Genomic DNA, 17,703 nt, shown 5'->3' with positions numbered 1-17,703 from the left:
AAACTAGAAAAAAATTACTTAGTGTAAAAATTACACACTATATTCGTAGATTAGATGAACAAACAAATTAAGAATATAGCTGTATTAACCTCAGGGGGCGATGCGCCCGGAATGAATGCAGCAATTAGAGCGGTTGTACGCACCGGAATTTATAATGGCCTTAACGTGTTCGGTGTAATTCAGGGATACCAAGGTTTAATTACTAACAATATAAAACCAATGGATGCGCGCTCGGTGAGCAACATTTTGCACCTTGGTGGCACCATCCTTAAAACTGCCCGCTGTTTAGAATTTAAAACAGAAGAAGGCATGGCCAAGGCCTACCAGCATGTTAAAGAGAACAATATAGACGCATTGGTAACCATTGGCGGAGATGGAACATTTACGGGAGCTAAAATCTTTTCAGAACGATATGGAATTAACGTAATTGGAATTCCAGGCACTATAGATAATGATTTGGCAGGATCTGATTTTACCTTGGGTTATGACACCGCGATAAACACGGTGTTAGACGCTGTAGATAAAATTAGAGATACCGCAGATGCACATGATAGGTTGTTTTTTATAGAGGTAATGGGAAGAAATTCTGGTTGCATTGCGTTGCGCAGTGCAATTGCCAGCGGTGCCGAAGTGGTGTTGTTGCCAGAACAAGAAACTACCATAGATGATCTGATTAAAAAATTAGAACTCGGCGCTTCTACAAAAAAATCATCCAGCATTGTTATTGTTTCTGAGGGGCATAAAAAAGGTGGTGCTTTTGAAATGGCGAGACAGGTAAACGAGCGTTTTAAGCATTACGACACAAAGGTGACTATTTTGGGGCATTTGCAACGAGGTGGTAGCCCTAGCAGTTTCGACAGGATTTTGGGCAGCAGACTTGGTTTTGCAGCAGTTAATGCGCTTATAGCTGGCGAAACAGAAAAAATGGCTGGCTTGATTGGAAACGAGGTAAAGCTTACCAGCATTCATGATGCGATTACCACGCAGATAAACAAATTAGAACCAGACCTGTTAGAGATGACAGAAGTACTTTCTATATAACATGGTGGCAATTGTATACAGTGGATCTAAAACTGCCTTTTGGAAATTAACCCAAAACGGAAAAGTAGTGGCCCATTGTAACACCACTGGCTTAAACCCTTGCTTTGTAGATCGTAAAACCATTTTACAGATCTTAAATAAAAAGGTAGCGTTGGTAAATCATGCAGAAGAAATTAAAAAAATATATTTTTTCGCTGCTGGTGCCTCTTCAGATGATAGGAAAGAAGAATTGGCAGGCACGCTAGCTTCCTTTTTTAAGTTTAGCAAAATAACGGTAGAAGATGACCTGTTTGGCGCGGCCAAAGCCGTTTGCTTTGATAAAACCGGAATAGTTGGGATGATTGGAAATGGTGCAAATTGCGCCTATTTTGATGGGAAAAGACCTGTAAAAAACAATTTTGGTCTAGGTTACATCTTGGGCGACGAGGGTTCTGCGACTTATTTGGGGAAAATGTTGCTAAAAAATCATCTGACAAAAAAACTGCCACATGACCTGGAAACAAAATTTAACAGTACGTATAGCTTAGATCGTCCACAAATTCTGGAGAAAATATACAATAAGCCACAGGCAAATAATTTTTTAAGCTCTTTTTTCGATTTCATCGTTCAACATAAAGATCACGGTTACATTATTGGGCTAGTTGACGAAGGTTTTGAAAAGCATTTAAATAAGTACACATTGCCCATGGCATCAAAATATAAAGACGAAGAACTACATTTTGTGGGTATTGTAGCCTCTGAGTTTGAAGAGCGGTTAATACTTGCAGCAGATAAACATCAGTTAACCATTAAAACCATCATTAAAGAACCCATTCATAATTTATTAAAACATTTCACTAATTAAAAAAAAATGAGCAAAATTGGAATAAACGGCTTTGGCCGTATCGGCCGCCTGGTTTTCAGGGCAGCATTAAAAAGAGGTTTGGATATTGTAGCGATAAACGATTTAATAGAGCCAGACTACATGGCTTATATGTTAAAATATGACACTACGCATGGCAGGTTCGACGGAACGGTTGAAGTAAAAGACGGCCATTTGGTTGTTAACGGAAAAACCATTCGTGTAACTGCAGAAAAAAACCCAGCAGACCTTAAATGGGATGAAGTTGGTGTAGAAGTGGTAATAGAATCTACAGGCTTATTCTTAACAAGAGAGGCTGCAGAAAAACACCTTGCAGCTGGCGCTAAAAAAGTAGTTCTTTCAGCACCTGCAAAAGACGATAGCATCCCAACTTATGTAATGGGTGTAAACCATAATAAATTGTCTGCAGATCAAACCATTGTTTCAAACGCATCTTGCACAACCAATTGTTTGGCTCCTATTGCCAAGGTATTAAACGACAATTGGGGAATTGCAGAAGGCTTAATGAGCACTGTGCATGCCGTTACCGCTACCCAAAAAACAGTAGATGGTCCATCACACAAAGATTGGAGAGGTGGCCGAGGTGGTTTCTCTAACATCATCCCATCATCTACAGGTGCAGCAAAAGCGGTTACCTTGGTAATACCAGAGCTTAAAGGAAAATTAACAGGTATGGCATTTAGAGTTCCTGTTGCCGATGTATCTGTGGTAGATCTTACAGTTAAACTTGAAAAACCTGCTACTTATCAAGAAATTAAAGATGCAATGAAAAAAGCATCAGAAGAAGGCGATTTGAAAGGCGTGTTGGGATATACCGAAGATGACGTAGTCTCTAGCGATTTTATTGGAGATGATCATGCTTCTATTTTTGATGCAGGCGCAGGTATTGCGTTAAACGATCATTTCGTTAAGGTTGTTTCTTGGTACGATAACGAATGGGGATATTCTTCTGCATTGGCAAAATTCGTAGATTACTATTCAAATCTTAAATAATTAGCAGTAAGCTAAATTAAATCTTACAAAAAGGCAACGTTTTTAAGCGTTGCCTTTTTTTTTGTGTTAGAAAACCAACTTTAGAATGCACTATTTCACTAAAGAACAAATTAAAGCAAAAAAAATCTTTAATAATTCAATAAAGAGAATACATTTAACATTAAATTAACATACAAAGCAAATTTTAACACAAAAACACTTTTATTTAACTTTCAAAAAACTATACTTTAACAAATTTTAACTTTTAATAAAAATTAATGTCTTATTTTTGTATTATGATTTATTTCAAAGGATTTTTAAAGAATAAAGTATTGTATAAAACTAAAATGACAAAATAAATACACATTTTTTCTTAGTGTACTTTCTACACTAAGAAAAGTTATCTATATTTGCATCATGATAAACGGAAGTATTTATCATTTGATTTAAGAAAAAAACAAACAACAAAACTTTTATTAAAATTTGTTGTTTCAAGACAAAGCCTGGCTCATAACAGGTTTATATTTGGTTAGAAAAAAAAGAAGGTGCTCGGATGAGACCTTCTTTTTCTGTTTAAAAGGCTTTTTGTTTATAAATCAATAGGATATTGGAATACCATAACTTAAAACTCTTCAGAATTTTGGCCTGTGCATTTAGAAATTGACTAAGTAGACTTCTGAATCCCCGAAAAACAATAGAACAACAGGCTGGAATTTACAATCTTGTTAACGCAATGTGGTTTGTTTTCAGACTCATCGTCTGCAAATCGAGAAAATATATTTTTCTCAGCTGCAATTGGTTTGATAACTTTTACTTATTTTTAAGACCTCAGATAAAAACCTCATGAAAAAACTAATTACAACTACGCTCATTGTAGCCGTAGCATTTTACGCCAATGCGCAGATCAAACTCGGTAAAATGGCAAAAGCAGCCTCTAAAGGCGTAACCGCACTTTCATTTTCTAATGCCGACGCCCAAAAAGTGGCTAAAGAAGGTGTAGATTGGATGGACAACCATAATAAAGTGGCCGGGGCTAAAGATCCCTACACTGTTCGTTTGAATAAATTATTTTCCAAACACCAAAGTGAAGACGGCCTTCCCTTAAACTATAAGGTCTATTTAGTATCGGATATCAATGCCTTTGCGTGTGCAGATGGAAGCGTGCGCGTGTTTTCTTCGCTAATGGACATAATGACCGATGATGAACTTTTGGCAATTATTGGGCACGAGATTGGCCACGTTAAAAACGAGGATTCTAAAGATGCGGTAAAAAGCGCCTATTTGCGAGCTGCCGCTATGGATGCTGCCTCTGCATCTTCTAATACAGTGCAAACGTTAAATGACAGTCAATTAGGCGAGCTTGCAAACGGAATATTAGATGCCAAACACAGCAAGAAGCAGGAAAGCCAGGCAGATGATTACTCTTATGCTTTTATGAAAAAGCATGGGTACAACGTGGTTGGCGCTTATACAGCCTTTAAAAAATTAGCCTTACTGGGCGGAAGCGCGAAGGCAACTTCATTTCAAAAAATGATGAGTTCGCACCCCGACAGTGAGCAAAGAGCGCAGTCTATCAAAAAGAAAGCTGAAAAAGACGGCGTATGGAAAGATCCCGGAACTGTAATGCTCCCGACAGCGAAGCTTAAAGCTTAAAAAAGTTTAAATTTAATAAAATCCTTTAGCAACTGCTAAGGGATTTTTTGTTACAGATTGTCCTAACGAAATTTTCATATTGCTAAAGCAACTATCAAACTAGCACATTATTTTCGTACTCGTTCAAAAACAACATTATTTACCATCTGGGTTTTATTGATAAAATTATCCTTGAAATTTAAACCTGAGTTGCACCGATAGACCAATTTACGGTCTGTAATTTCTATTTCGCAATAGGGCGCATGGTGGTCGCCATTTTTTGCGGCCATAATAAGTTTGTCTCCCCTGATTGATGCCTTATAGGCATCGATATTTTCGTTGTTACTTGGGTCGGAATTACCTGTCCAATCGTTTATCGTAATATAATCTACTTCTTTGTCGAAATAAAACGCAAGGTATCTTTTCGCCTTTTTATTCACCCAAATTCCTGCATATAACTTTTTAGCATGGGCAATTTCAACTTTCGATTGTGCATTTACATGCTGGCAGATTAAAAAAATAATGACTATTGGCAAAATATATATTTTCATTACGCTATCCCCACTTAATGTTATTACCTCAATTTTTACCTGTAAATTTGAGGGCTATCATTTACTTTTCCCGTAAATAAAGTTAAGCATAAATTTAATTTAAATCTACCTTTTTAGGCTTAGCTTTGCGGTAAATCAATCAGTCTTCAATAGCTTCTTTCCTTTCTTTAGTGTAATGACAACCAAACCATCATAATCCTTTGGCGAATATTTAGCAATCTCGCTTTTATCTTTGTACACGTGTACAGCTTCAATATTTTCTGCACTTAAGCCATTAAATTCGGCTTCTGAAATGATGTTGCCATCAAGTACAAATAACGCTGAATTATGCAAATTACCAGTCGAAAATTTCTCGGTCTTCTTTCTTTCTAAATTAGAGGCTAAATTTTCTGTCTCCATCTTTTCTCCATTAGTAGGCTTTGCGTATCTACCGATAAATAAAATTGCCTTAGATTTATTGTCTATAATAAAAAACAAGAACGGATGGTCGGCTTTAAAAATCTTGTACGATGGCAAGCCCGTAATCCTAACGGTAACGGCAGTTGCCGCAGCAGACTCTGTTTTTTCTTCGTCGAGTTCGATAAATGTTTTATGAATAACTTTGTCCAGCGCTAAAGGTGTTTCTGTTATCCCCGAGAAATCTGCATGTTCTGAGAAAGCAGGCGTTAAGCCAGCTTTTTTCAATACATTGCTCAATTCTACGCTCGACTCTAATTTTATCTTTGGAATAAAAAGTTGTGTATTTGCAACCTTGGCGCTATCTAAAATGCTCTTAAAAAAAACATTATCCATCTTTTGTTCTATTTCTTCAATTCCGAATAGCTTTTTGGGAAGAATAACGCAAAATGACAAATCTGAGTTTTGGTAAGGCTTAGATACAAACTGATAATCTCCGTTTTCAAAATAGGCAAGGTTTTCGGTCATCTTCATAAAACCAACCTTGTACTGGCTTTTTACATCTGCAAAAAACGTAGCAGCACTCGTTTGGCTTTTGCTAAATTTATTAAGCCATTTTCCTTTAAAATAAACCGCATTTAAAAGTAATAATCTTGTGCTCGGAGTTACATCATCCGCACTTATAATTTCGCCTATTTTGTGATTTGTCTTCTTATCAACCCAGCCATTGATTGCCAAAACGGCAGACCCAACATCTGTAAAATCTGTTCGTTTAAAGTCTGAGGAATATTTATCAGAGACGGCTTTTCTAAATCCGTTTTTTACCCGCATTCTATTATCCAACCAAATGGCATTAGAAACTTTAAAGGCCGCACTACTATCTGTTTTAGCTAAAAAACCTTTTAAATAATCATTTTCTGCAACATCCGATTTTTGCAAGTGCAACACTTTCTCAAATGCTGCTTTTGTTTTATTTTTCGAACCATCATAAGCCATTAAGAGCGCGTAATATGTGCTAATAGGAGAAAGTAAAAGATTTTCATTGTTCACTTTTGCATTCTGGTACAAATCCAATGAGTAAGTGTTTAAACCGTTACTAGTTCTGGTTTGGGCGGATAAATGGCCGATATTAAAAAAGATGAAGCAGGTTAAAATGAGAACGATGGTTTTGAGGCTCATAAAGGTTAAGATTGAGGTTTAGGCCGAGGCGTTTTTGCATGATAATTTATTATTGCCTTGATGTTCAATCAAATATAAACATAATTTTTGGAGGAAATACTGATGTGTCGCGGGCTTATTTTATTTCGAACGATAAACCTCTTAAACTAGTTTTTTCAAACAAGCTCTTGCAATCGTGCCTTTGGAATTTTAAACAACAAAACTAAAGCAGCTATTTGGATGATGGTCTGGATAACATATATGATCAACTCTATTGGAGCATTTAACAGGTTTTGAACAACAGTAGGCAGTACAATCAGACCAAAAATTAGCGATACCAACAAAAAATACTTAATAGATTCAACTCCTGCCCTTATTGCAAACCCAATCCCCACCGAAAAGGATAGTGTTAAGACTGAAATAAAAACAGTGCGAGAGGAGTTTAAGGTTTCAGAACGCACAAATAAACCTATAAGCCATAAAGCCACAGAAGCAAACATTAAATTAGAAGCTAGAATATAATTTTGATGCACCACAATTTTTTCTTTTAAGTTTCCTTTCTCAATCAAGGCATATAAGCGTTCTAATTCATCGACAGAGAAAACTCGCCCCCTCGATTTAAGTATTTCAAAAGCATATTCTATAGCTTGTGGCACATAGGCGCTGTCGGGTAGAATGTACTGCTCCAATTCTCTATCGGTTTTTTTCTGAAGGACGGTTTTCTCTACGGTCATTTTATCTTAATGTTTCGTTTTAATTTGATGCTCTCGATGCTCTTCTGAAAGAAAGCTTGCGCATTCGAGCCTTGATCAGTCGGATGTCCAAATACACAGAGATTAAAAATTTTCAGATCGGGATTATAACGCTCGTTTTATCAGAAGTTGGACATGTGCCTGCGGAACATGGCGAACAGCGGGATGTGGCTAGTTAATTAAGGCTGTAGTACAGAATCGTTGTTTGAGTCAATTTTATAGGGGGTATATTCATCTTGTCCTTTATACCAACGATATTGTGTTTGCTTGAATCTTAGCTTCTTTAACATTTCTTGTAATGCCTGTTGAGTTTCTTTAATATTTAAGTTTGTAGCGAAATATCCTCCCGTGAATTTAAGGATAGTATTGCCCTTTCCGCTGATAGTTACATAAACATCGTTTTCCCATAGCCTATCTTTAGCCAACTGGAAGTAGGCCTTTCTAATTCTTGGAAAGCATTTGACTTGGGAAGCGACAACCTTTGACCTTAAAGTGCTAGTTAGCGATGCAACATCTTTATCGGGGGTTATGTTTCCCTCTTTTACAAGCCTTGAGTAAATCTGAAATACTGAGACTGCAATGTTTATGCTTTGAAGTGTAGAAAGATCCATATTAGATATGTCATCTCCTTGATTTATATCCTTTATTCCATCTTTAATCTTGTTTTTTAGTTCCTCTGTTTTTGCTAATTTCTGGTCATCATCATTTTTTTTACTTGGTAAATTAGAATGAACGGCTCTATTTCCAACGGAACCGTATTCAATCACATTACCTATATCAATCCAACCACTATATCGTTTGGTTAACCAATCAGGTTCTATTACCTTTACTTTGCACCACTTTCCTTTTATCTCTGTGATAATTATTTTATTGGAATTATCTAAGCAACAATATTCAGTGTTGTTAGAAGTTATTGGAAGCCCCTCGTCGATTGATTTAGCAGACACCTCGCTCGGCTCTTTTCTTAGATAAACTAGCGTATCTACTGAATAGAATTTTGTTCCAATTTGTATGCCGTTTTTGTCAGCTGACTTAGGATTGCCGCAACCAAATAAAAAAGCGACTAACGATAGTTTTAAAGCGTATTTCATATTGAGAGATAAATGATCTAGTGAAAATTGACGATTGTACTCTAATTAAACTGATAAGCTCTTTCTAATATTAACGGTGCTTTATTTGCAATAGGACATTGCAAAAACAGCAACTTCTCCAAGCATATCCTCACTCAATTTATATTTCTTTCTTAATTCGCGATATGACTGTGCGTCTAATCGATCCACCATGGCCATATGCTTATCCCCATAATCAGGGTACTTATGGTCTGCTTTGTGGATATTGTCAAGTTCAATCTTCTTTAAAGTTTCAGCAAAGGCACATAACTCCAAACCTCTTTCTTTAAGATATGCCTTAAGCTTTTCAAGTTCAATTTCATCTGCACTCTTGACTTTATTATCGACGTTTCCTAGGGCACTAATTTTAAAGTTGTTAAAAGTCACCTCAGGCTCTGCATTACCTGGCCTTTTTATTAGCATAGCTATCCAATTGGCTTTATCATTAAACGCTTCTTTCGATGTAAATAAGTATACACCTATTACCGTGGCATTGTCATGCTTAGTAAAAGCTTTCTTATCCTTATTAATATTGTAGATATCCATAATTGCGATTCTTAGGGCATCTTTAGTGTAAATAGTATCCTTATATACAGCATATTCTATTAACTGTGCTTTATTGCTTGTTTCACTTTTAACTTCACTTATCATTTCATAATTGCGAATAGTCTCGAATTTCAATACGGAAGAATTGTCAGACTTAGTATTTGTACACCCTATTAGAAATGATGCAAGTACAGCTAGTTTAAAGAATGTTTTCATTTGGACAGCTTAAAGACAGGAGTTAAGTTATGGAAGCGTAAAAATATTGTGCATTTTAATCTTGCTAAGTTAAGAAACGCAAGCAATATTTTGTTACGGGAAACCGTAAGCGATGCTCTTCGGAATGTTAGCTTGCGCATTTCGAAGTATCGACAAGGCGGATTTCCGAATCCGCAGAAATTAAAACTTTTAGATCAGGATTACAAATCCATTTTATCAGAAGTTCGACATACGCCTGCGGAACATGTCGAACAGCGGACTATAATTCTCAAATATACGCAACTACATTTGTGAAACTCATTGTCCGCAGCATGAAATAAGGCTTCTGCGTGCGTATTGTTAATACTCAACTCAGCGCATACCACACAAAACCCTAATAAATTAGTCTTTAAAATCTCTTATCCTGTTAATTATCAGCGAAGATAACTGCCCGATATCACATAAAAAAACGGGAAACCGTAAACGCTCATATTTAAGTATTACTATCAGGCTTTAGATACATTAGCGGATTAATAACCATCAAAATAAAAAGACCAAGGAAGTCAGCGGTCAGAAGTTAGCCCTCAGCTATTTTACTTTCAAAAATACTTTATCAAGCCTTCTTGAATACAGCACTCCTTAAACTAAAAATCATTAAAATGGTGTCATCCTGAGCCTGTCGAAGGATTATTTAAGTAATCAAACAATTTATAGATATTTGTCTTTTGAGCGGGCTTCGACAAGCTCAGCCTGACAAAGACTTAACATTGAGTTATGAAATTGCGCTTCAGAGATTGCTTCACCGAAGAAGTAGGTACGGGCGGTGCCTCGCAAAGAACTGCAAAGCATTAAAAAAAGTGAGGGTTACCGCAACTGCTATCTCACAAAAAATCCCCAATAAAATTATTGAGGATTTTAGATTTATGAAAAGATCTCGATTATTTAAATCCTAGGATAATCAGTGTAACCTTTTGCACCTGGCGTGTAAAATGTATCCATATCTGGTTTGTTCAATTCGGCATTGGCTTTAAAACGTTCCAATAAATCTGGATTGGCCAAATAATGTCTACCAAAAGCGATCAAATCTGCGGTGTTGTTCTCCAAGGATTTTTCAGCAGAATCTTTGTCAAAACCTCCACAAAGTATTAGTGTTCCGGTGAAAGATTTGCGCACATCTGCCAGCACTTCATTGGGCATTTTTGAAGTTCCCATAGAAGAATGATCCAATAAGTGTACGTATGCAAGGCCGAGCCTATTCATTTCGACTGCAATATTATGATAGGTTTCTTCCATCTCCGGATAAAACTTCATATCATTAAAATTCCCGTTTGGTGAAAGGCGTAAACCAACTTTCTCTGCGCCAATCACCTCCACCAATTTACGCGCTACCTCAAATAAAAATTTCGTTCTGTTTTCTACACTTCCTCCAAATTCGTCTGTACGGATGTTGCTGTTTGGGTTTAGAAATTGCTCTATCAAATAACCATTTGCACCATGAATTTCTACTCCATCAAAACCTGCTTCTACAGCCAGTTTACCTGCGGTTAGGTATTCTTCAGTCGCTTCTTTCACTTCTGTATTGGACATTGCTCTCGGCTTATCGTTCTTTTTCATGCCTTCTGCATCGGTGTACATATCACCTTCTGCTGCAATGGCAGATGGCGCTAAGATTTCTGCCCCTTTCGGCAAGTTTAAATGATGCCCTACCCTTCCGCAATGCATTAACTGCAAGAATATCTTTCCGCCTTTATTATGTACTTCATCCGTTACTAGTTTCCAACCGTCAACTTGTGCTTGATTGTACATTCCGGGTATGCGTGGATAACCAATTCCGTTGGGAGATGGCGAAGTGCCTTCGGTTACAATTAATCCCGCTTCTGCCCGCTGACCGTAATAAGTTGCCATTAATTCATTGGCGATATTATTATCTACAGCTCTAGACCGGGTCATAGGCGCCATAACGGTCCTGTTTTTTAAAGAAAGTTTGTCTGATTGATATTTTTCGAATAATCTATTTTCCATTTTTTGTTGAAATTGTTTCAAGTTACTATACTGAAAACGGAGGGAAAATGTTTGTCAAATTAATGCTGAATTATGGTTTGTAGGATTTATGTGATTGACATGATTGAAAAAGGTAGTCTGAGGTCGGAAGTCAGAAATCAGTTATTTTTGCTCGGAAAATATTTTGCTGAGTGTTCTTGAACGTAACGGTCCTTATCCTAAAAACATTAAAAATGATGTCATCGTGAGCCTGTCGAAGAAATATCGGTAAATTTGAAAGGCGTTTCGACAGGCTCAACGAGACAGCCGGAAAAATGGTAGGAAATGCATTGAATTATTATAAAAGAAAAAATTAAAACTCCGTTTTCGAGAACAACACATTGCCTGTTGCTCCTCAAAAGATTTTTTTTCCCGAAGTACAAATCGGGAGAGACAGTGCCTCGCCATGAAGAAAATCTGTTAAAAATCTAAGCTGGAAATTCTAATTTAAACTTCTCCGCAATCTCTCTCAAATCTGCTACCACAGCATCTACAATAGGAATCCCAGTTTCTCGGCGTTCTTGTTCTGCGGCGTATTCTGGCTCGCCAGGTACGATAACTTTATGTGCTTCATCAATGCTTTCAGCGGATTTAAATCTGCTGATCCAGTTGTCTAAATGATCTTTAAAATCTTCGATGGGCCGAAAACCATCTACGCGCATCGCACCAAAAAAATGGCCTATTCCTTCGCCAACTGGGTTTGTCGGCGGATCTAAAAAAGCCACAAATGGAGGCACCCAAGGGCCGTAATTGGCGCCAGAAAGTACTGCAGATAAAATATCTACTGTTGCTCCTAAGCCGTAACCTTTATGACTTCCGTGTGCCTTATCGCTGCCAAGCGGCAACAAAGCACCGCCGTCTTTCAGCTCGTTTGGATTAGTAGAAGCATTTCCTTCTTTGGTTTGCACCCAGCCTGAGGGCACATCTTCATTGGCGCGTTGCGCAATTTCCAGTTTTCCATTCGCTGCCGCAGAGGTGGCCATATCTACCACCACCGGCGGATACTTCCCGGCGGGAAAAGCGTAACACATTGGGTTTGTACCAAGCAAACGCTCGGCAGTAAATGTTGGCGCTACCAATGGACTCGCGTTGGTCATGCTGATGCCAATCATATCTTTTTCAACGGCTTTTAAAGCATGATATCCGGCGATGCCGAAATGATTAGAGTTTTTTACCGAAACCCATCCGCTGCCATATTTCTCTGCTTTTGCGATGGCTAAATCCATAGCAAAAGGAGCAACAACTAATCCGAGACCTGCGTCGCCATCAACCGTTGCAGTTGTTGGCGTTTCGTGTATAATTTTGATATTCGGTTGGGTATTTATTCTACCTTTTTCCCATAAACGCACATAACCTTTTAAGCGCGCTACGCCATGCGAATCTATCCCACGCAAATCTGATTTTAACAAAACATCAGCAGCTAAAACGGCGTGTTCGATTGAACAACCCATTTTTGTAAAAACTTGTTGGGCAAATGCCCTGAGCTTAGATTCGGTAATTGTGGTCATTAAATTTATACTATTTTAAATGGAATAATGGAAATGGTCTAGAAAACTAAGGCAATAGCAACGTAAAATCGCCACCAAGTGGGTCGAAACTTTCTATCAAAGTAGATAAGAAATCCTCGCCGTAATTTACATACATGGGTGCTAAATTCATAGTTCTTTCTTGGAGCGTGCCGTTTGGAAATAAACGCTTCTTTACATTTTCTATCTGTGTGAGTGCGGTTTTGTGTTTCCTCTTTTCGGCCCTAAATAATTTCTTTTCTAAATTAGTGATCAAATGCTCAGTTTTGGTCAATGCCGTATCGGCAGACACAGAAAGCGTCTTGTCTATTTTGTAGGAAGAAAGCTTTATCTGCTCGAAAATACTGGTTATCGCACGCATTTCATCCGCAAGGCTAAGGGTAGCATCGGTGTTGTTGCGCACCCAGTTATTTTTTAAAGTTTCTGTAGGCAAAAAAACATCTTCTAACTTAAACCCTAGATTGAAGAGATTTTGGGCAGACCGCCTGTCAATCAGCAAGGCTGAGTTACGCAGCAACAATACCGGGAACGGCACTTTGTAGAAATCGAAATTTGCTTTGAGCTGCATCCAATACGCCACTTCTGCCCCACCACCAATATAGGCGATGTTTGGCAAAATAACTTCTTGGTATAATGGCCGCATTACCACATTCGGACTAAAGCGCTCAGGATAATTTTGCAACTCATTTTCTAATTCCTCTTTGCTAAAACTAATGTCGGTATGATTAACCAAATACCGCTCTTCTTTAAAAATCAACCTTTCGCGAAGGTTATCTATTAAGTAGAAGAAATTGATGTCGCGACCATTTACTTGGCTCTTATACCCTAAATCTTCCAATTTCTTTGAAGTATCTTCGATAGTTCTCGCACTGTTCTGCTTAGTAATGTCAGCCAGCATAATGTCGAGAAACTCAGCCTTGAGCTGCCTATCGTCTGCATTTATAATTACCAATCCATATTTTTGGAAGAGCTCGTTTACCAAAAACCGTGTGGCATCGGCTAAATTATCGTGATGTAAATAAGCTTCTTCTATCATCTTAGCCAAATGCTTTCCGTTTTTGCTTATTCCCAAATAACCTTTATAGGCAGTAACCGCAGCGGCCACTGTTTTGGTACTCATCCTGCCTGTTGCGCCATTGGTGCTTTGCAACCAACTGATGTTTTTCTCATCTACATTTACATGGTTGATTTCTTCAAAATCGTGGTCTTCGGTAGCCATCCAATACACCGGAACGAAGTTTTTATCGGGCTGGGCAATCTTAAGCTCTCGGGCAAGGTTAATGGCACTAACTATTTTGTAAATGAAATAAAGAGGCCCAGTAAATAAATTAAGCTGATGGCCGGTAGTTATTGTAAAAGTATCTTTGGATGCCAAAAGTTCTATGTTTTTAAGCACAGACTTATTCGGTGTTAACGATGCATATTGCTTTTGCAGTACATATACCAAGATGTTTCTATCGCCCGTTTCTGCTCGATTTTCTACAGCGCTTTTTAAGCCTTCTAATTCTGGACGATAACTGTAGAAATCTTTCAATTGCAGCTGGTCGTCTATATAATCTAATGCCAGTTTAGAAAACGATGCGGTATCTTGATAAGAAATGTATTTTGCCTGCATAAGATGCTAAATAACGTAAATTTCAGCGAAAATTATAGAAGCAGTTTGCATTTGACATAAAGGAGACCGAGGTTGAGACTGAGAAAGTTGAAAGACCAAAGCGAACTGGGCCGACGTTCTAGGCTTTAGGTGTTAGGATATAGGTGTTACGCTTTTTATTTTTAATAAACCTGTGCCGCAGTTGTGGCAAAATCCAGCTATTTTCATATATTTCTCTGCGACAACAACAAACAGCGCAGTTAAAAAAAATCCCCATCAAAAATTTAGCTTTTGCATGGGGATTAGGTCACTTCTTAAAAGTGTTCAATATATTACATTTCTATAAAAAATTCTTCTTCTGGTGTACGTACTTTTTTAAGATTTACCAACCAATCATTTTCTTCATCGCGATAGCCAATTGCCATAATTACGGCACTTTTAAGACCAAGTTCCTTTAGGCCAAGAAAATCGTCCATCATTGGTGCTTGAAAACCTTCCATAGGCGTAGCATCTACCTTTTGCTCTGCCGCAGCTACAAGCGCAATACCTAAAGAAATGTACGCTTGCTTAGCCGAATGGTTTTGATGCCACTCTTGCCCTAAAGGCTCGTACATTCCCCATAAGGTATTTTGATAACCTTTTACAGAATCCTCTGGCAAACCACGTTCATTAGCGCCTTGCGCTAAGGATTTTCCCATGCGATCATTGGAATAACCATCCCAGGCAGCAAACACAAGTAGATGTGAACAATCTGTAATCTGACTCTGGTCAAAAGAAAACTTTCTAATTTCAGCAAGCTTTTCTCTATCGCTTACTACGATGATTTTAAACGGCTGCAAACCCGAAGATGAAGGGGCCAAGCGGGCAGCTTTTAAAATGTACTCTAATTTTTCTTGTGGAACGAGCTTCCCATTCATCTTTTTAGTGGCGTAACGCCAATTCAAATCCTCTATTAAATTCATTTTATAATGTCTTTTTTGGAGCTGCAAATATGAGAAATTTATGTTTACTTTTGTCAGTAAGTAACAAAAAGTAATAGTGACAAAGGGGTAGCAAGAGAAAAAATGACAGAAGTTATATATGAAAACTACGATTGCAAAGAAACCATTAGGGCGGTTAAAGATGCAATGGACATTTTAAATGGGAGGTGGACAATTTCTATTATTGCTGCTCTTTGTTTCAACAAAAAACGTTATTCAGATATTTTAAGAGATGTTAGCGGAATTTCTGGCAAAATGCTGAGCAGAGAACTAAAAGATATGGAGCTGAACAAATTGGTAAAACGCACGGTGCTTCCTACTCAGCCCATTACCGTAGAATACGAGCTTACCGAATATGGCAAAGAGTTAAAAACGATGATAAACAACTTGGCCGCGTGGGGCATTACGCATAGAAAACTTGTTACTGAAAAGGAACAGATTTTAGCAGAAGCACCAAAATTAACAACAACGAAAAGTAACTTAGAAGCTTAGGACGACCTTTAACAGTACAGGCATTTTTTTGTATCGTTAGTCCAAATAAGAAAAAATCGGGCAGGAAATTAATAATTATCTCTGCTTGAATGCAAGCTTTGACGATTGACGCCCTTGCCCTTAGCCAAAGATACCAGCTGTAGGGGGCAGTTAAGAATTGATACAATATAAATAGGAGATGCCTTAAACAAAAAGAATAGGCCGGTTTCCCAGCCTATTCTTTTTTAAATACAAATCGAAAAAAACCTAATTTTTAACTTTTAAATCCCACCATAAACGGGTGCCGCCATTATCTGGACCGCCCAATAAACTTACAGCTTTCATTATCTCAGCATTGTTGGTAGCATACTCCTTTTGAGAAAACGGCAACCTACGAATAAAATCTGTCGTGCTAATTTTACCTTGACTAGCATTTATTACAACAGGCATTAAAACCGGATAGTTAGTACGGCGCTGTTCTGCCCAAGCCTCGTTACCATCGGGCCATAAACTAAGCCATTTTTGGGTGATGATGCGTTCCAACTTACGTTGATAAGTGTCGCCCTCGTTCCATTTAATGGTGATGGTGCTTAAGTAAGGCGATCCGGCTGCCAAATTATTTGATGCGCGTACTAAATCAACATAAGGAGCCTCTACACTAGTTGCATCGTTTAAATAATTCCCTAGAGCAACGCCCGCCTGCTCAAAAGAGAGTGTTACTCCTTGTTGATAAAAGCTTTGCGCAGTACCCCCCATAGACCAGCCGCGTAAAGTTCCTTCAGCACGTAAAAATGCAGTTTCAGAAGATGCCATTAATCGGATTGGAGAACTGCTGCTTATATTAAAATCACTCGCTGGCGAATACTGATCCGAGTTATCCAATTGGATACCATTACGTATTCCCCGGTATTGGTCATTTGCGTTTTTAACAAAATAGGATGCAATACGTGGGTCTTTATAACCTTTCAAATAAGTTTCCATCGGCCCACCCATTTTTGTATCCAAATATTCATAATCAACTGACCAAATAGGATTTGTAAAAGTAACCCCATTTACCGCTTTTACATAAGCATTATCTGCATTGGCGGTCATTAAACCGCCAGGGTCATTTACCGCTTTTTCTGCCTGAGTTTTCGCAAGCGATGGATTTACCATGGCAATACGCATGGCTAACCGTAAGCGCAGCGAATTGGCAAATTTTATCCATTCTTTATAATCGCCATTGTAGATAAGATCATAGGGTTTAAAGGGTGTCTCGTTTGGGTTGTCGGCCACATACTTATTAAGCGTACTCACCGCAAAATCTAATTCAGAGAAGAAAGTATTATACACCGTTTCTTGACTATCGTAAGGTACAGACAACGCCTTTACACCAACTTTGGTGTATGGTATTGGGCCGTAAACATCTGTAACCCGATGCATGCCTTCTACCTTTAAAATGTTGGCAACTGCCAAATAATCTTGCGAGCTTGCAGTCACTCTGCCCCTCACTTGGACCCAATTGGCCATAATAGTACCGAAACCAATGTCGAAAGGTGCCGTATTCCATCCCGAATTCAAATTGTAGGTGTGGTTATTCGGATTAAAGCCGGCATCTCCAGTCATCGTAAAACCAGAGAATATATCCGCATTAAGGTTTTCTTGAACCTGATAATTATAATTTGTGCTATTGAGGATACCAAGCTCCATTGGAACCATAAATGCTCCAAGCCCTTCTCCATCAATTTTTAATGTAGCATCGGTTGCATTGTATTTATCGGTATTGTACTTTTGAAAGTCTTTTGTACAAGACGATTGAATCAAAACCGCGCCCAACCCTAAAGTTATTGCGAGATTTATTTTATTTATAGATTTCCTTTTCATTTCAATATCGTTTAA

General features: G+C 38.0%; 15 protein-coding genes. 5 read left to right on the top strand and 10 right to left on the bottom strand.

Annotated features, from left to right (window positions below; all coding sequences use genetic code 11):
- Window positions 1-54: 54 nt before the first annotated feature.
- From pfkA to ABIB40_RS04015, 4 genes are all read left to right on the top strand, one after another.
- Complete coding sequence (gene pfkA, locus ABIB40_RS04030) at window positions 55-1,041, top strand: 6-phosphofructokinase (protein ID WP_354356218.1); 987 nt, start codon at window positions 55-57, stop codon at window positions 1,039-1,041.
- Window position 1,042: 1 nt separating this feature from the next.
- On the top strand, window positions 1,043-1,885 hold the full coding sequence (locus tag ABIB40_RS04025; protein ID WP_354356216.1) for a hypothetical protein: 843 nt from the start codon (window positions 1,043-1,045) through the stop codon (window positions 1,883-1,885).
- A gap of 6 nt (window positions 1,886-1,891) precedes the next feature.
- Window positions 1,892-2,896, top strand: a complete 1,005-nt coding sequence (gene gap, locus ABIB40_RS04020) for a type I glyceraldehyde-3-phosphate dehydrogenase (RefSeq protein ID WP_354356214.1) — start codon at window positions 1,892-1,894, stop codon at window positions 2,894-2,896.
- 822 nt (window positions 2,897-3,718) lie between these two features.
- Window positions 3,719-4,528, top strand: a complete 810-nt coding sequence (locus tag ABIB40_RS04015) for a M48 family metallopeptidase (RefSeq protein WP_354356212.1) — start codon at window positions 3,719-3,721, stop codon at window positions 4,526-4,528.
- A 107-nt stretch (window positions 4,529-4,635) separates the two neighbouring features.
- On the opposite strand, the gene ABIB40_RS04010 is transcribed toward ABIB40_RS04015, so the two are convergent.
- From ABIB40_RS04010 to ABIB40_RS03970, 9 genes are all read right to left on the bottom strand, one after another.
- On the bottom strand, window positions 4,636-5,058 hold the full coding sequence (locus ABIB40_RS04010; RefSeq protein WP_354356210.1) for a hypothetical protein: 423 nt from the start codon (window positions 5,056-5,058) through the stop codon (window positions 4,636-4,638).
- Window positions 5,059-5,193: 135 nt separating this feature from the next.
- Window positions 5,194-6,633 carry a serpin family protein gene (locus ABIB40_RS04005; protein ID WP_354356208.1) on the bottom strand — a complete coding sequence of 480 codons (1,440 nt, stop codon included), beginning with the start codon at window positions 6,631-6,633 and terminating at the stop codon, window positions 5,194-5,196.
- A 155-nt stretch (window positions 6,634-6,788) separates the two neighbouring features.
- A complete protein-coding gene (locus tag ABIB40_RS04000) occupies window positions 6,789-7,346 on the bottom strand; it encodes a hypothetical protein (protein ID WP_354356206.1) in 558 nt (185 codons plus the stop codon).
- Window positions 7,347-7,543: 197 nt separating this feature from the next.
- Window positions 7,544-8,455, bottom strand: a complete 912-nt coding sequence (locus tag ABIB40_RS03995) for a hypothetical protein (RefSeq protein WP_354356204.1) — start codon at window positions 8,453-8,455, stop codon at window positions 7,544-7,546.
- 81 nt (window positions 8,456-8,536) lie between these two features.
- Window positions 8,537-9,235 (bottom strand): hypothetical protein, encoded by a 699-nt coding sequence (locus tag ABIB40_RS03990; protein WP_354356203.1) that lies wholly within the window; start codon window positions 9,233-9,235, stop codon window positions 8,537-8,539.
- A 921-nt stretch (window positions 9,236-10,156) separates the two neighbouring features.
- Window positions 10,157-11,236: an alkene reductase gene (locus tag ABIB40_RS03985; RefSeq protein WP_354356201.1), complete on the bottom strand. Its 1,080-nt coding sequence runs from the start codon at window positions 11,234-11,236 to the stop codon at window positions 10,157-10,159.
- 446 nt (window positions 11,237-11,682) lie between these two features.
- Window positions 11,683-12,762, bottom strand: coding sequence for an Ldh family oxidoreductase (locus ABIB40_RS03980; protein ID WP_354356199.1), 1,080 nt, complete (start codon window positions 12,760-12,762; stop codon window positions 11,683-11,685).
- A 46-nt stretch (window positions 12,763-12,808) separates the two neighbouring features.
- Window positions 12,809-14,395 (bottom strand): bacillithiol biosynthesis cysteine-adding enzyme BshC, encoded by a 1,587-nt coding sequence (gene bshC / locus ABIB40_RS03975; RefSeq protein ID WP_354356197.1) that lies wholly within the window; start codon window positions 14,393-14,395, stop codon window positions 12,809-12,811.
- Between the two features lie 311 nt (window positions 14,396-14,706).
- Window positions 14,707-15,336: an NAD(P)H-dependent oxidoreductase gene (locus tag ABIB40_RS03970; RefSeq protein ID WP_354356195.1), complete on the bottom strand. Its 630-nt coding sequence runs from the start codon at window positions 15,334-15,336 to the stop codon at window positions 14,707-14,709.
- Window positions 15,337-15,438: 102 nt separating this feature from the next.
- On the opposite strand from ABIB40_RS03970, the gene ABIB40_RS03965 reads away from it, so the two are divergent.
- Window positions 15,439-15,846, top strand: coding sequence for a winged helix-turn-helix transcriptional regulator (locus ABIB40_RS03965; RefSeq protein WP_354356193.1), 408 nt, complete (start codon window positions 15,439-15,441; stop codon window positions 15,844-15,846).
- Window positions 15,847-16,092: 246 nt separating this feature from the next.
- On the opposite strand, the gene ABIB40_RS03960 is transcribed toward ABIB40_RS03965, so the two are convergent.
- The gene (locus ABIB40_RS03960) at window positions 16,093-17,688 is read right to left on the bottom strand and encodes a RagB/SusD family nutrient uptake outer membrane protein (protein ID WP_354356191.1); all 1,596 of its coding nucleotides are present in this window, start codon (window positions 17,686-17,688) and stop codon (window positions 16,093-16,095) included.
- Window positions 17,689-17,703 lie beyond the last annotated feature (15 nt).

The sequence above is a fragment of the Pedobacter sp. UYP30 genome (assembly GCF_040547165.1).
Taxonomy (GTDB): domain Bacteria; phylum Bacteroidota; class Bacteroidia; order Sphingobacteriales; family Sphingobacteriaceae; genus Pedobacter.
Note: the sequence above shows the minus strand (reverse complement) of the source record. Positions and strands in the feature narration are given on the sequence as shown.

What these genes read in the sequence shown, in the direction of transcription:
- ABIB40_RS03995 (WP_354356204.1), bottom strand. Translation starts at nt 8,455, where the DNA reads ATGAAATACGCTTTAAAACTATCGTTAGTCGCTTTTTTATTTGGTTGC.
- ABIB40_RS04015 (WP_354356212.1), top strand. Translation starts at nt 3,719, where the DNA reads ATGAAAAAACTAATTACAACTACGCTCATTGTAGCCGTAGCATTTTAC.
- ABIB40_RS03970 (WP_354356195.1), bottom strand. Translation starts at nt 15,336, where the DNA reads ATGAATTTAATAGAGGATTTGAATTGGCGTTACGCCACTAAAAAGATG.
- ABIB40_RS03965 (WP_354356193.1), top strand. Translation starts at nt 15,439, where the DNA reads ATGACAGAAGTTATATATGAAAACTACGATTGCAAAGAAACCATTAGG.
- ABIB40_RS04025 (WP_354356216.1), top strand. Translation starts at nt 1,043, where the DNA reads ATGGTGGCAATTGTATACAGTGGATCTAAAACTGCCTTTTGGAAATTA.
- gap (WP_354356214.1), top strand. Translation starts at nt 1,892, where the DNA reads ATGAGCAAAATTGGAATAAACGGCTTTGGCCGTATCGGCCGCCTGGTT.
- bshC (WP_354356197.1), bottom strand. Translation starts at nt 14,395, where the DNA reads ATGCAGGCAAAATACATTTCTTATCAAGATACCGCATCGTTTTCTAAA.
- ABIB40_RS04010 (WP_354356210.1), bottom strand. Translation starts at nt 5,058, where the DNA reads ATGAAAATATATATTTTGCCAATAGTCATTATTTTTTTAATCTGCCAG.
- ABIB40_RS04000 (WP_354356206.1), bottom strand. Translation starts at nt 7,346, where the DNA reads ATGACCGTAGAGAAAACCGTCCTTCAGAAAAAAACCGATAGAGAATTG.
- ABIB40_RS03980 (WP_354356199.1), bottom strand. Translation starts at nt 12,762, where the DNA reads ATGACCACAATTACCGAATCTAAGCTCAGGGCATTTGCCCAACAAGTT.
- ABIB40_RS03960 (WP_354356191.1), bottom strand. Translation starts at nt 17,688, where the DNA reads ATGAAAAGGAAATCTATAAATAAAATAAATCTCGCAATAACTTTAGGG.
- ABIB40_RS03985 (WP_354356201.1), bottom strand. Translation starts at nt 11,236, where the DNA reads ATGGAAAATAGATTATTCGAAAAATATCAATCAGACAAACTTTCTTTA.
- ABIB40_RS04005 (WP_354356208.1), bottom strand. Translation starts at nt 6,633, where the DNA reads ATGAGCCTCAAAACCATCGTTCTCATTTTAACCTGCTTCATCTTTTTT.
- pfkA (WP_354356218.1), top strand. Translation starts at nt 55, where the DNA reads ATGAACAAACAAATTAAGAATATAGCTGTATTAACCTCAGGGGGCGAT.
- ABIB40_RS03990 (WP_354356203.1), bottom strand. Translation starts at nt 9,235, where the DNA reads ATGAAAACATTCTTTAAACTAGCTGTACTTGCATCATTTCTAATAGGG.